The organism is Gordonia sp. PDNC005 (genome assembly GCF_016919385.1).
In the GTDB taxonomy this organism is placed as follows: domain Bacteria; phylum Actinomycetota; class Actinomycetes; order Mycobacteriales; family Mycobacteriaceae; genus Gordonia.
Window position 1 is genome coordinate 824,039 of record NZ_CP070351.1, and the last position, 14,659, is coordinate 838,697.

At 63.7% G+C, this 14,659-nt stretch carries 7 protein-coding genes; 2 read left to right on the top strand and 5 right to left on the bottom strand.

What is annotated here, in order from left to right; all coding sequences use genetic code 11:
- The first annotated feature begins 25 nt into the window (after window positions 1-25).
- On the top strand, window positions 26-1,924 hold the full coding sequence (locus JVX90_RS04035) for a hypothetical protein (RefSeq protein ID WP_205331159.1): 1,899 nt from the start codon (window positions 26-28) through the stop codon (window positions 1,922-1,924).
- 61 nt (window positions 1,925-1,985) lie between these two features.
- Here the strand turns inward: JVX90_RS04035 and JVX90_RS04040 are convergent, their stop codons facing one another.
- Window positions 1,986-2,501: a hypothetical protein gene (locus JVX90_RS04040; RefSeq protein ID WP_205331160.1), complete on the bottom strand. Its 516-nt coding sequence runs from the start codon at window positions 2,499-2,501 to the stop codon at window positions 1,986-1,988.
- Between the two features lie 66 nt (window positions 2,502-2,567).
- Window positions 2,568-3,128, bottom strand: a complete 561-nt coding sequence (locus JVX90_RS04045) for a Uma2 family endonuclease (RefSeq protein ID WP_205331161.1) — start codon at window positions 3,126-3,128, stop codon at window positions 2,568-2,570.
- Between the two features lie 140 nt (window positions 3,129-3,268).
- Here JVX90_RS04045 and JVX90_RS04050 point away from each other — a divergent pair, with 140 nt between their 5' ends.
- Entirely contained in the window at window positions 3,269-4,198 is a 930-nt protein-coding gene (locus JVX90_RS04050; protein ID WP_205331162.1) for an HNH endonuclease, read from the top strand.
- 46 nt (window positions 4,199-4,244) lie between these two features.
- Here JVX90_RS04050 and JVX90_RS04055 read toward each other — a convergent pair whose 3' ends face one another.
- The 3 genes from JVX90_RS04055 to JVX90_RS04065 all read right to left on the bottom strand — a co-directional run bounded on the left by JVX90_RS04055 (window position 4,245) and on the right by JVX90_RS04065 (window position 14,646).
- Complete coding sequence (locus tag JVX90_RS04055; protein ID WP_205331163.1) at window positions 4,245-5,921, bottom strand: AAA family ATPase; 1,677 nt, start codon at window positions 5,919-5,921, stop codon at window positions 4,245-4,247.
- Between the two features lie 115 nt (window positions 5,922-6,036).
- A complete protein-coding gene (locus JVX90_RS04060) occupies window positions 6,037-8,259 on the bottom strand; it encodes a 3'-5' exonuclease (RefSeq protein WP_205331164.1) in 2,223 nt (740 codons plus the stop codon).
- Window positions 8,260-14,646, bottom strand: a complete 6,387-nt coding sequence (locus JVX90_RS04065) for a DEAD/DEAH box helicase (protein WP_205331165.1) — start codon at window positions 14,644-14,646, stop codon at window positions 8,260-8,262.
- Window positions 14,647-14,659: the final 13 nt, after the last annotated feature.

Consider the following 14,659-nt stretch of genomic DNA (forward strand, 5'->3'; position numbering starts at 1 on the left):
GGCGTCGAATAGGGAAGGGCATGCTGTGCGCAGCAGTTTGAGGGTCGGAGCCGTCAGATACATCGAGGCCATGCGGGCGGCAGGTCGAGGAATCGATCATCCGGATCACCATCTCGCACGCTTCCATCCGGTCCCGGGCAGAGCTGAGACGTTGACGCTGCCCGAGCCGCGTGGCTTCAATCCGCTGATCGGCCTCGGCCACCGCCCAGGCTTCGACTGCATCGTGTATCAGCAGCATCTGCCTGGTCCGGATGGATTGTCGGTGAGAGCATTTATCGTCTGTAGCGACGGTTCGAACGCGGTTTGCTTCGCAACAGAGGATGAGCCGATCGAGCTGAGTGACGGCGGTCTCGACTCGTTCCCTGAACTGCGAATGGTCCTCGAGAAGCTGATGTTCGGTCGAGTGCTCGTATCGGCGGATCATTCTCCGCTGGCCTGGATGGTGCAGGCCAGCGTTGCTGCGATCACCGGTGCCATGGCGTCGAGCGGAGTCGACGATGGTGAGGACGCTCGGTGGCTGATCGACCAGTTCATGTTTCGGGAAGTCGCGCAACGGCTGTCGGCGATCAGGGCAGCGCGAAATCCGATGAGCACTCTCATGCCGGTCCAGCGCGTGCGCGAGTCGATTCTTGACGCACTCGGAGTTCTCGACGGCCTGCAGTGGCCGGACCTCGACGCGGCGACGCTGGCGCCCGTCCTGCAGATTCCTTCGGACGACGCATGGTGGTGGGAAGCGCAAGGACTGGTCGAGCTGGAGTATGTCTCGATGCCGCGGATGGCCGATGCCGTCACTTTCCTGACTGACAAGTATCCGCAGGCTCTGGATGCGCTGACCCGAACGCTCGCTGATTTTGACAGTCGCGTCGATGCCGGGGTCGCTCGGCAAGCGAGTGGTACCCGCCAGCTTCGGGACTACCTGCGCCACCAGTTCGCGGCGACGCTGGTCGACGGGCACCTAGGGTCGACGGTGTACGGATACCGAAACGAGGCCGATGGGACTGCGCACGTGATCGCAACCCATGCGGTGCCCGATTCCGCGGACCGCACCAGCCTCGACTTCACGCAGGTGCCGGACCTCGACGGCGCTGACGGGGTCCTGTGGATTACGCAGCGTCCACGGCAGGGAACCGGCTGGACGGCGGGATTCCTGGAACGTGACGGGCACTCCGGAATGACGACCGGAGCCGCGGACCATGGTGCCGAATTCGCCTATCGGATAGAAGATCCAGCACTGCTCGCGGCGATGCGGCGAGTGCTGTTGGGAGAGGCAGTACGCGAACGGGACCGAATCGGCGTCATCGAATGGGTCGGGCGCCGCGCGTTGTTCGACCTCGTCGATGACATCGAACAAGGGCGGGCCAGGGAAAGGCTTCTGGCCGCTCTCGACGACGCAGTCGCCGGTGACCCTGTTGAGCCGGCGGCCGGTGAGGGCAAGGCGTTCGACGACGACATGCTGCAGCGATTCACCGACTTGTCGATCGATGTTCTGTTCGCTCAGAAGGTCGCCGACGCGCTTCTCGCGCTCGCGAACCTGATCGAGGATCTTCCCGAACCCACCGATGATCCCCTTGAACTGAACGTGTGGTGGGAGGAAGTCGCGGAGCTGATCGACGCGTTGATCGATGAAGCCAGTTGGACCGATTACCCGATCGACGACCTTTCGGTGCTGTGGAACGTTCCCGTGATCGAGGCGCGGTGGTGGGGACAGGACGGGCTGGCCTATCTGCAGTCGCTGCACTTGGCAGATGCGAATGAGTCGATGCTGCGCTTGGCGATGCGAGTCCCCGCCGCGACTCCACAAATGCTGCGTCGTTGGCAGCAGGCATTTGCCCGCGAATGCCCTGTTCAGGACGACTTCATCGCCGAGCGCGCGAGGCTTGTCGCCGCATCGCGTGGCTTCGACAACGAGGCAGCCGAGGCGTGACGGCGGCCGGTGATCGTGGGATTTCGGCGTTGCGTGACGACTCGTTCAGTGAATCGTTGTCTTAGCCGCCCCATAGCGTCGCAGGAGTTTGGAGGGCTAGCCCGATTGTGGTGACGATCAGGCTCCAGCCTGCGCTGCGGAGGTTGACTATGGTTTTTGCGCGCTCGTCCTCAGCCGCTTGGGTAGGAATGCGGGCTACTGCTGTGGCTATTTCGTCGATCGACTGCTTCAGAACTGACATCTCGCTTCGGATGTTCGCATTGGATTCTTGGGAGCTGCGCTCGATTTCCGTAAGCGCTGCTTCCAAGTCCTCCAGACGCACCTCGGTTGGCCGGGAGCTGTCGAATCGGCGGGTGACAATCGCAGCGTCGGTGCCACGCGAATTCGAGGTAGCGGTAACCGCGTAGACCTGTACGTCAACTCTTAAGCCGAGCCAGCGGCGGACTGAGGTCGGGACAAAATAGTCCGTTGGGCCAGATACTGCAGCCCATTCTCGATAGACCGCATATGCCGTCCACGCTAGGCCGAGGGTTGTTACTACCGTGCCGACAAGTGCGAGCACGTCAAATATGTTCACTGGGATATCGCCTTGCTGCCTGAAGGTTGGCGAATTGCTGGGAGTGGCGTCCCTAGTCGTCGACGTTCAGTCGACGAGGTCGGCGGGCTTGACTGTTACGGTGATCGGCGTGACAGCGGAGAAGGCCTCGTGGCCGGTCGAGTGCGCCACAAGCTGGTAGTCGCGGCCGTTGAGCTCCCAGGCCCTGATCGAGGGTTCGGATGGATCGACGATCCAGTAGTGCGGGCAGCCCGCGCGGGCGAGGCGGTCCTTCTTCAGCAGTTCGTCGACGCTCCGGGTGGACGGCGACAGCACTTCCACAGAAAGAAGCGGTGCGCCCGGCAAGTCGCGTTCGGTGAGGTCCGACTTTCGCGCGACGACGATATCCGGCTGGATCACGGTGTCCTCGGACAACACGACATCGAATGGTGCAGTCAGAACCTCGACATCCTCGGGGCTGGCGTTGTACAGGGCGACGGCGAGTCGTAGGAGTGCGCGTTGGTGTCGGGTGATCGGCGCGGGGCTCACGATCAACAGCCCGTCGAGGAGCTCATAGCGTTGACCGTCGTCGGGCATATCGCCGAGATCGGCGCGCGTCATCGGTCGCCCGTGAGGCAAGCCGACGATCTGCGTAGTCATAGTGGTCATGATAATCGCTGTCCCCCTTCATGCGGTTCAGTGAACTACACCGCGGTGGTGATGACCATGGGGTCCTTGCAGGCTGTGGACAACTCGGCTGCGGTGCAAAACCTGAAGTGTGGAAGCGGCAGGACTGCCAGAATGGACGAATGCGCGCATATGTCGGTGTGACGGATATCGGTTGGTACCGGTACTTGCTCGCGACCGGACCCGTTCACGACGAGGTGAACTTCTGGTTCCCGAGCGCCACAACGGGTTTCGCGGCACTCTCGGCCGGTGAGCCGTTCCTGTTCAAGACGCACATAGACCGCTCCAACGACGACGTGAGCGACAGCGTGGTCGGTGTCGGACGATTCTCCGGCTTCGCTCGTGCGTCGATCCGGTCGGCGTGGGAGCAGTTCGGCCACGGCAACGGTGTGGCCTCGGAGGAGGAGCTTCGATCGCGGATCGCGCACTATCGGAAAGTACCGATAGGCAAGTATGAGGACCCTCTGATCGGGTGCGTGATGCTGCACGACGTCGTCATGTTCGCGCCAGCTGACACGCTCCCTCGTCCGGACGGATTCGCGTCGAACTTGGTGCGAGGCAAGGTGTACCGCGATTCAGACGCCGGGATGACGTCGATCGTTGAAGTGATGCTCAAGCATCAGATGCTGACGCAAGGAATCGATCTCGGTCCGACTCAAGGTGCGCCGATCGAGGTGATCCCTCGCATCGGTCAGCAGGCGTTCAAGCTCGTCATCTCCGAGAAGTACGGGCATCACTGTGCGATTACCGGGGAGAAGGTTCGGCCCGTCCTCGAGGCCGCTCACATCCAATCCGTCTCCGCGGGTGGGCAGCACAGGGTCGATAACGGACTCCTCCTTCGATCCGACGTCCACACCCTGTACGACCGCGGCTACATCGGCGTCGACACCAAATACCGACTGCGCGTGAGTCCAGCCCTACGCGAGGAATTCGGAAACGGGGATTGGTTCTATGCGCGCGAAGGTGAGCAGATCACGGTGCCGCACAAGCGGATCGACCGTCCGAAGGCCGAGTTCCTCGAATGGCACAACGATGAGGTGTTTCGGGTGTGACGAACCGCCGGAAATGACACTGGCGATCGGCTGCGGCGATCCTGAACTATCCGCGTGGGGCCACCGCGAATGCGGCCTCGATGTCTGCGGAAGTGATGGTCGCAAGGGTCTGTCGGTCGTGAGTCGCGGGTCCGGGGGCCGAGAACAACCGTAGGTCACGTCTCCGATTGGCTTCTTCGACAACGTTCCGAATGAACCGGCCGTTGCCAAACGAGGGCGCGGCGAGGTCTCCGGTCATCGCCATCAGCTCAAGCCGAGCACCCAGTGCGGCGCGGGCAGCGTCATCGAGGCGGTTCCCGGACGCCGCAGCCATCACATCGGCGATCTGCGCGAGCTCACGCCATGAGTACGGCGCAAAATTGACCGTTGTGGTGAACCGGGATCGCAAGCCGGGATTGGTTTCGAGGAACTGCTGCATCGGTTCGGGATATCCGGCAGCGATCACGATGAGTTGGTCTCGGTCGTCGTCCATCCGTTTCAGAAGCGTGTTGATCGCTTCCTGCCCGAACGGGTCGCCGTCCGTGAAACCAGTGCCGGAGAGTGCATATGCCTCGTCGATGAAAAGCACGCCACCTATCGCCTCATCGAGCTTTGCCTTGGTCTGTGCGACGGTGTGCCCGTGGTACTTGCCGATCAGGCCGGAGCGATCGACTTCCACGACATGGCCATCATCGAGGATGCCGAGGGCCTTGTACAAACGCGCGAAGATCCTCGCGACAGTTGTCTTGCCGGTGCCGGGTGGTCCCGAGAATACGAAGTGGCCGGTGAGACGTTGACCGGGAAGACCTGCCTCGCGGCGTGCGAGTTCGGCACGCGCCTGCGCGACGACCATGCGTGCCTGCTGTTTGATTGCGTGCTGCCCGACTTGGCGATCGAGGTCGGCGAGGATCTCGTCGACAGTCTCCAGGGGGTCTTCGACGGGCGTCGCGCGAGCCGGCTCACTGTCCACAGGCTCGGGCCGATTCAGAGTCACGGCGACTGGAGTGACGCTCGCCTGCATGGCGTCTTTCAGCCCGGGAAGGGATGGGTTCCGTGCGTACGCGAACTCGAAGAATCTCTGCGCTTGAGTCTCGTTCTCCTCCGCTCGAGCCGCCATCCCGCGGAAGAATGCGGCCTCGGCGTGCAGTTCTGGAGCAAAATTCTGCTTCAATAGGACGTCAAGGTGCGCCTTTGCAGGTCCGAGAACACCAGCTTCGATCAACAGCGCTCCGCTGTAGAGCCGCGATCCTGCTTCAAGGAACTTGTCTTTGCCCGCGAGCACGCGGAAGGCGCGGATGGCGCGATCGGAGTCGTTTGTGTGGAACGCATGGCGACCGTGCAGATACCAAGTGGGATCGTCTGACTGGTCGAGTGTGTCGATCACCTGCGCAGCAGTCGCGAACTCTCGACGGTCGAGGTGGCCTGCCGCTACCGCGCAACCGAGCTCGGAGTGCGACCTCAACCTGTAGGTGATGTGCGTGTCGAGGTGAAACCGGGACTGCAGGGGGATGCCAGTCCGCTGACGTTCCTCGCTGTACCGATCGAAGTTTGCGCTCATCGCAATGAGCGCTTCCTCCTGTCGCTGGCCTGTCGCGTGCAGGCCCAACCACGCATCGGCCATCCCGGGATCGTCCGAGACGGCTGCTGAGAACTTGTCCGACGCGAGACGCGTGTTGCCGGAGTTCAACGCCTGCACGCCGTCCATCCACTGCGTACGCGCCCGTCGTCGCTCGAGGATCCCCACCCTCAACTCCCATTCGTCGTGATGATCGGTGCGGACCTATGTGTAGCAGGGGCCGCCGACAAACTAGTGGTCAACCGTGCCTGGCTAGAAGCTGCCGGTCTGGTCAGTTCGGACACTAGCCCAGCAGGTCAGATTTCCGTCCACTCCAGGTAACGACCAGTGCGTCACGGGCACGACTGGCCGCAACGTACAGCAAGGACCGTTCGCGGAGGAGCGCCTCAGTTCGTTCCTCTTCCGGAACTGATTTCAGGGTTGCCGCTGACGGAACATGGACATCGTCGACTCCTGCGAGGACGACACAAGAGAATTCCATTCCCTTTGATCGGTGCATCGTGAGGACCTGGACGTTGTCGTTGGCGATGTGCTTGTTGTCCAGCGCTCGGGCCGGTGTTCCGCGCTCGCCGAGTGCGCGAACGAACTGGTCCCGTGTGGCTTCCGAGCGAGTCAGGATCGCTATTGACGAGGGGTCAACGTCTGCGCTGATCCAGGACTGAATCTGGGTCGCGACCTTGTCGAGTTCCTCGGCGACCGACGCGCACTCGACGAGGGTAGGTGTCGGACCCCTACGTGCCGACCGATAGTCGGTAGTGGATTCAGCGTCTTGTTCCAAGTCGTGGTACTCGGCTCCGCTCAGAATGCTGACCGCAAAGTGAAGGTTCTCCGCAGTGGTGCGGTAGTTCAGCGTCAGGCGGCGCGATCGGCCAATGATCTTGATTCCAAGGCGACCAAGAACGACGGGCTGTCCGTAGATGCGTTGGTGGGAGTCCTCGGAGATGAACATGTCGTTCACTCCATCGTCGACCAGGGCCCGCAGTAGAGCCCAGTGCGTGGCGTGGAGGTCCTGGGCTTCGTCGACGATGACGTGATCGGCCAAGTACCCGCGGCCTTCTTCAGAGCGCAGACGTAGAGACTCGGCGGCCAGCGCCAGGACTTCGGCGTAACTGAGCGAACCATCCATCCGTGCGTGCCGTCGATACGCCTCGACCATCTTCCAGACCCCAATGCGCTGTGGCCTGCTGAGGCGGACACCGCGACCTGCGCGCGCGACTTTGACGTACTGCTCAAGACTGGTGATTCGGTTGGCAAGTACGACAGCGACGTACTCGCTGTCGAGAAACGCAGGTGTTGCGAGCTTGGTATCGATTCCGGCGTCGACCTCGGCGGCCACATCGCGCCACACAGACGAACGGGTCCGGGTGCTCAGGGAATCGATTCCGGTGTAGCCGAGGATCGATTGTGCTGCGTGGGTGACATTGTCAGCGTTCTTGAGGACTGCGTATCCGACGGCGTCCACTCCGCCGACGTACACACCGACGTCGCCAGGCTTCTCTGCCACGCGGATGTCCGGATCGAGCATTGTCAGGTCTGTCAGCAGTGCCTGCGCGAGGGTCTTGTTGTACGTCGTCAGAACGATGCGGGACTCGGGGTTCCGCTGGGCGAGATTCCGGGCGCGATGGATGGCGACCACTGTCTTGCCTGTGCCGGCTCCGCCCGACAGGCGGAACGGTCCGCTGTAGTCCTTCTCGGCGTACTTGCGCTGCTCTGGGTGGAGGAATACACGCCACGCTGCGAAGGTCTCGCTCTCGATCACCCGACGGAGCTCGTCGTCGTCATCGATGTAGGCGAACTGCATCTTTGATGCGGGCTGGTCGAGGGCCTTGAGGATCTTCTCGTCCTCATCGAGTTCATCATCGACGGGCGGCGCGTCGACGAGACCGTACTTGATGCGGAGTTCATCAATCCCGATCCCGGTGGCGAGGTCGAGTAGGGCACTGCCCTGCCAGGTGACGGCCCTGCCGATCACATCCATGAGTGAGTCTTCGTCGGGCGCGGCGAGAGCGGCTGTCGCGATCTCTGGATCCAGCCCTAACTGGTCGATGAAGTCGTTGAGCGTGAATCCGAGGTCGGCCAGGAATCGGGGAGTAGTCGCAGCTGTCAGAGTGCCATCGGGGTCGGGGACAACTGTGCGCTTCTTGCGATCATCGTTCCCGTCGATCTCGCCGATGACGCCCTCGAGTACACCGTTGATCGGGTTGACCCGAAGAATCGACGTCTCGGCCAGCTTGTTTGCTTCGTCGTGAGGCCATGTCCCCATGTAGATGAACGTCGGTTCGGTGCCAGCTTTGTCGTCGACTCGAAAGAGGATCGCGCGGAAGTTCAGATCAACGCGGCCTGTCCGGACCCGTTTGTCCGCTGCCCCCTTGATGGGCTCGATGTGAAGGCCAGGTGCCGTGTGATCGACCGACAGCTTTTCGATGAAGGTCCACACTTTGTTTTTGATTGAGCCGTCGAGCTTTGGCATCGACTTGTTGTTCGATGCGACGACGAGGTTCGCCATCTAGATTGCTCCATTCTTGATGAGCGCTTCGAGAATCGCTGCTGGATCGGGCGGGCAGAACGTCCAGCCGTCGGCTGCCATCGTATGGGCCGTCTGAGACATCTCGTCGATTACGACTGCGACACGAGCCTCGCTCCACACAAAGTCGATGACGTCACCGTCGTCTGTTTCGTATCCGACTGTCGGCGTTGGCATTTCCGGATCGGCGGTCGCGAGGGCGACAACGAGGGCCTGCTCGGCTGAGGACACAGTCTCAGCGAGAACGGCCTGCCACTCCGCGGATAGCTCTCTCCGCGCGGGCTTCGGTGCGACTGGTGGGAGCAGAGCTGCGTCACTCAGCAGGGTTCGCGTGGTGATGCGGTGATGGTCGCTGAGTCCGAGCCAGTTGGAGAGACGGAGCCACTCTTTCCATGCCTGGCCGTCGAGAACTTCGAGTGCATCGTCGCGATCATCGACTGCTAGGAGCGCTCCGAAAACGTTCGGTGACTCCATGCCCGCGGTCAGTGCTAAGCCGCCCTCCACGTGTGTCCAGCACACGTCGGTGCCCGAGCCAAAAGTCGCCGTCGCACCGTCGAGTAGGGCTTCTGCCGCATTCGACAACGATGATCGATCACCCTTGACGCGATTGTCTGCGCGGACCATCGCCATGGGCAGCCAGCGTCCGACGTCGCCCCACGCAGTGGTGTCAGGATCGGTGAGGAACGCGAGTAGAGCGGTTATCGGGTCGGATCGTAGCTGTTTGACGATCGCAGGGCGAAGGTTGCCGGCCTTGATGGCGACGGCGATGCCCTGATCGGTGAGCCACGTCGAAGCAACTGTTCCTCCACTGTGGAACCGCTGCAGATCTTCGTGGCCGAATGACCACACAACGTGGCCGCGCTCGCGGAGGGTCGCTCGCTTCTTTGCATCGTCGGCTACGCGATTGCAGCGGGAACTTGCATGGAAGGCTCGGCCGTCCGCGAAGATCGCAATCCGCGGAATGTCAGGATCTGTGGTCGCAAGTTCGAAGTCAGGCTTCGACGTTGCCATGTTGACCTGCGGAGTCAGTTTCCAGGTTCGGATCTTCTTGCCTGGCATCACGATGGTCGCGGACGGGCCGTACGTTCCGGGGGTTTCCTTGATCGTGGCGCCCATTGCTCGGAGCCGAGCGACGACGGCAACGTAGAACTCCTTCTCGAGGGGCGACTCATCGCTTCCAACGGACTTCGCGGGCATCTTCTCGGAGACGTCAGCGAGCCACGTCTCTCGATTCGGTTCGGCATTGTCGACTGCGAGAAGTTGGTCGAGAATTCGGAGCGCCGTAGTTCGGGAAACCTTGTCGAGATCGTGCGGTGGCGCGAAAGGCAGCAGGCATTTGTGGCACGCGAGCCGGTCGTGATCGGCGCAATCACAGTCATGAACAACATTTCGCGCGGCGTTGAGGACGGCCCACACTTTCGTGGGGTCCGCAAAATCGGCGAGGTAGCCGGTTCCGCCGGGCACGGTGTCGTGGATGAGCAGCGCTCGCTGGTTCGGGGCGTGCAGGGCGTCGGTGATGGTCGCGACATCCAGGTGTTCGGGGGAGCCGCCGATCACCTGCCGCAGCCCGAGCAGGATAGCGGCAGACAGGCTCGGGTGGGCAAACTGGTCGTATTCCAGCGAGCGGGGGAGGTGTAGCAGAACGCCTTGAGTTCGGAGGGTTCGGGCCAGCGCGATCTCACGAACGTGCTCAGTGCTCGCATTGCGGTGCCGACACCAGGTGCGGTGCTCGTAGCGACTGTTGCGGCCGGCAGCGGTGTCGAGTTGTCCGCAGGCCGAACAGACCCGGAAGAGTCCGGTCGTGGTGTCTTGCCCTGCGATGGTGCGGCTGCGGCCTTGCGAAGTACGTCGGCCCATATTCAACCAGCGAACGTCGAGTCGCTGAAGGTACTCGGCGCCGAATGCGAGGTCGCCGATGTACCAGGATCGCCCGACGTTCACGGGGTCGATGTCTGCGGCTGTGACGACGGTGAACGACTCTTTGTGTCGTTCGTCGCGGGAGTCGTTGATGGAGGCTTCGTCGCGTCGTACTTCGGCGGAGACCCGTGCCATTTCGACCACGTGGAGCTGCTGGCTGACGTCGGCGATGCCGGTGTTCCCGCAGCGGGGGCACGCGGTGATCGTCGGAGGATCTTCGCCGGAGAGGGTGACCGCCGCCCACCCGCACTGCGGACACAGCCGCCACGTGTGGATGTTCGATTCACCTGCGCCGAGGTCGACGGCGTCGATTTTGGCGGCGAGACCCTGTGCGTAGAAGGTGGCACCGGGTGCGAGCTCGGTGAGGGCGACGCGTGATCCTCGTTGGTAGCTGGTGGCCTCGCCCATGTACTGGTTGGTGTCCGGGTCGATCCAGGTGACGCCGACGTCCAGGGTGACTGAATCGTCGAGCAGCGTGTAGTTGGGCAGAACGCCGTACCGTTCGAGGACGCTGATCCAGTAGTCGTCGGTGAGGTCGTGGATCTGCCCGCCGAGCAGCCGCAGTGAGCCCTTGGCTGCGCGGAGGTCTCGCATGTCGTCGTCGGTGGCGGCGGGGGACGACGCGCGGCGTTCGAATTCCGGCATCTCCGCTTCGACCGCGGCACGACGTGAAGTGATTTCGGTTAGATCCCGGTTCCAGCGGTGCACGGCTTCCTGTAGATCGGTGACGAGTCCGCTCGGGCCGCCGTCCAGATCTGGAGTTGCCCAGGTACGCAACGATTCCCGGGTGGACTCGTCGAGGACGTCGTCGAACTGGTCGAGGAATCGGTCGACGAGACTGTCGGCGTCGGCGTCGACCGCGGTGAGGAGATCGGCCATCCAACTGCCCGGATCGAAGCTGCCGAGTGCCGCGCGGGCACCGCGGGGTGCGACGGTGCTTGGATCGCGGGCCATCCGGTCCATCACGTGCGCCACGTACTGGCGTTGGAGGATTTCCTCGGCGGTGAGGAAGGTGGCAGGTGGGCGGACGTCGCCCTGGATCACTGACGTCGGGTCGTACAGCTTGGGCAGGTGTTCGCCGCGGCCGCGGACGAATGCGAGGACCAGCGAGTTACCGGTCAGGCGTCCGGCGCGGCCCACCCGCTGTAGATACGACGACACGGTCCGCGGTAGGGACCCGAGCATCACCGTGGATAGGTCGCCGATGTCGATGCCCATTTCGAGGGTGGGGGTGGCGACGAGGACGTTCGGGGCTTGTGGGTCGGCGCCGCCGCGTTTGAACGCGGTCTCATAATCCAGTCGGGTCGCTGTGGGCAGCAAGGACGTGTGTTCGCGAGCGACGACGCGCTTCATCTCGGCAGTGTCGTAAAGCCGACGGTAGAAGTTCTGCGCCTTGGGTGCGCGGGCGAGGGTGCCTGGGCAACGGACGAGTAGGCAGGGGGCGCCGTCCAGTTGGTCGATGACAGTGGCGGAACCGGGCGTCGGCGTCTGGCAGATGCTGCACACAAGCAGGTGCCGAGCGGCGACGAGATCTTCATCGGCGGGTGTGGACACGATCACCGCGGCGGCGGGGAGCGAGTAGGCGGTGAGTCCGGCGTCGGTGAGGTCGGCGGTGAGCACCCGCTGCTCGGCAAGTACCCCGAAGAGTGACTTGGCGAGGAAGCCACCGTCGACAGGGGAGACGTTGAGACACTGGGATGCCCACCGCGCGTACCACGATGACGGCGCTGTGATCGCGTCGAATCCCTCAGGGACGGTGCGTGATCCGGCGGCAGGGAACGCGGGGGCGGGCCGCCCTTTCGGGAAGGCCGGCATGCCTTCACCCTTAGGGCGGGCACCCCAGACCCAGCGCCGGTTGGCGTCCTTCTCGACGTACTTGCGCAGCCACGGGTGGTGGATGGCGCCGCGGGTCCGGACGCGTTCGACAGTGCCGCGGACCCAGCGGGTGATCGCCGCAGCGTCCGGGGCCTCGAAGGTCAGCTGGTGTTCGGTGGCGTTGAGGGCGGCGCGACCGAGCCGGACGGGACGTTCCGGGCCTCCTAGGTCGACTTCGGCGACACTGCTGCCCGTGAGTTCAAGCGTGCGGCCGAGGCGGGACTGCAGGCCGAACTCCAGGTCGATGTCGAACTCGAGGCGACGCAGCACCTTCGCGGTGGCCTTCTTGCGGGCCGCGGTCGTCGTATCCGGTTTCCAGAACGGGATGAAGTCGTCGTGGTCGACGATGTCCGGGGAGAGGAGATGATAGCGGCGACTTGGATCGTCGCCGGCGCGGGAGATGACGGCTTCGCAGAGCTCCGGGAGCGTGCGCACGGAGTCGCCGATCGCACTCCGAAGGGTGGAGCGCAAGCTGAGGGTGTGCGAACGGGCCTGCACGAAGCCGGCGCGGTGCGCGGCGTCCTGCACGCTGTCGGTGAACATCAACGCCTTCTTCTCGTCGGCGTCGAGTCGGGCGTCCCCGAACAGGTTCGACAGGGTCACTGATAGCTGGGTGGCGACGGCACTGCCGAGAAAGCGGATACCGTCGGCGGCGCCGCACGCCGGGCACATGTCGTTCTTGGAGTTCTCCTCGACGCTCTCACCGGTGAGGGTGAGGACGGGGAGGACCTTGCCTTCGAGTTGTTCGGTGCTGTCCGGATCGGGCGCAGCGTCGGAGATCTCGCGGTCGTCGATGCGGAACCAGCGCAGTCCTTCGATCTGCTCATCCGGTTGCGTTGCGGCGAGCAGCGCTTCGGCGGGTGCCGAGATCAATGCGCGGAACCGGGAGGCACCGGAGGCGTGGTCGGCGCGGATGGATTCGTCGGTGACGTCGAGGGTGTGGCCGGTCGGGGCGAGGCGAGCACCCCACCCGGAGCGCCCGCAATGCCTGCAGTACACGGCGGGCAGGTGCATCACGTCGCCGTACTCGTCGACGCCGTCGTCGGACCAGCGGTAGGCGGTGTTCGTGGCGACGGCCCGGTCGATGCGGGAGAGTTCCCGAATCCACAGGTGCACATCGACGTTCAACGCGGTACGCCCGATCTCGGCGCGCACGTGTGACAGCGCGGCGAAGAGGTAGTCGAGGAACCGCTGCTGTGCGGCGCGAACACGGCGGGTGTCGCGCTCGGTGGCGGATACGTCGAACAGTGTCGTGGAGAGGTCAGCGAGGGAGGTTGCGTCGACGGCGTGGTCGAGGAGCCGCGTCAGCAGGGGGTGCGCCTTGAGCAGGTGCAGTTGTTCAACGGGTGTGAGGGATCGTAGGTCGGTGGGGGTGAGGCGACGATCGGTGTCGAGGTCGTCGGTGGCCGCGAACAATTCGGTGCGCGCGAACACCTCCGACCGCTCGAACAGCTCGGCAAGCACGGCGGTGGTCAGCGCTGCGTTGGTTGGTGAGCTGACGGCAAACTCGTCGAGGCGCGCGGCGGCGTCAGCGATCGGCGGGTTGGGAATGGGCTGGTACAGCCGGTCGAGCGCGGTGTCGCGGGCGGCGAGCCATTCGGCGGCAGTGAGCCGGGTTTCGCCGATGACGGCGTCGGCGTCGAATTGCTCGCCGAAGACGGTGTGCGCAAACCCGAGCATGTCGGTGGGTTCAGCTTTAGAACCGAGGGTCGCGGAAGTGGCGACAGGGGTGATGCGGCCGAGGGGACGGGCACGGTCGTCGTCGGTGACGGGGGAGGCATCGGTCCAGTGCGCCTTGACGGTGAGTCCGAGGCGTCGGAGCAGCATGGCGACGTCGGTGCCTTGTGCGCCGTCGTAGGTGTGGAACTCGTCGAGGACAACGTACTGCAGCGAGTCGGCGGAGAGGCGCCAGATGTCGGCGCGATCGGGGTGCAGCAGCAGGTGGTCAAGCATCTTGTAGTTGGTGAGCAGGATGTCTGGGGGAGCGGCGTGCATCAACGAGCGGTCGGTGATGAGACCTTCGTCGCTGACCTTGGTGCGTCCGCCGGTGGACTGTTCACCGGTGTAGAGGCCGGCAGAGACGCCGGAGAGCTCGGGGTGCTCGGCGACGAGGCGCGCGAGGCGTTCGGCCTGGTCGTTTGCGAGCGCGTTCATCGGGTAGAGAATGAGCGCCTTCATCCCAGTGACGCCGGCGGCCTTGGCTCGCAAGACGTGGTCGAGGATCGGATAGAGAAAAGCCTCGGTCTTGCCTGAGCCAGTGCCGGTGGTGACGAGCGTCGGCTGTGGGCGTGTGTGGAATTTGGTGGAGAGGCGCTCGAACGCTGCGGCCTGGTGGCCGTAAGGGGCGAATCCAGCTGGCCACCAGTCCAGGTGCATGCCCCAGTTGCCGCTCGCCGGGGCGAACGGCAGCCGCACGCGGACGTAGGGGCCCTTGAACATGCCGGTGGCGGGGTGGCCGACGAAGTCTGACAAGGCGCCCTGTGCGTCGGGGTCGGTGAGGGCGAAAGTGGTCGCGAGGTAGTCGGTTAGGCCCTCGCGCAGGTGGTTGGCCTGGAGCGTAGGAAGTAGAGCCCCCACAGTGGTTTCCTTT

Bases quoted from the DNA above. Each gene is read 5' to 3' on its own strand.
- JVX90_RS04060 (WP_205331164.1), bottom strand. From the start codon at position 8,259: ATGGCGAACCTCGTCGTCGCATCGAACAACAAGTCGATGCCAAAGCTC.
- JVX90_RS04050 (WP_205331162.1), top strand. From the start codon at position 3,269: ATGCGCGCATATGTCGGTGTGACGGATATCGGTTGGTACCGGTACTTG.
- JVX90_RS04045 (WP_205331161.1), bottom strand. From the start codon at position 3,128: ATGACCACTATGACTACGCAGATCGTCGGCTTGCCTCACGGGCGACCG.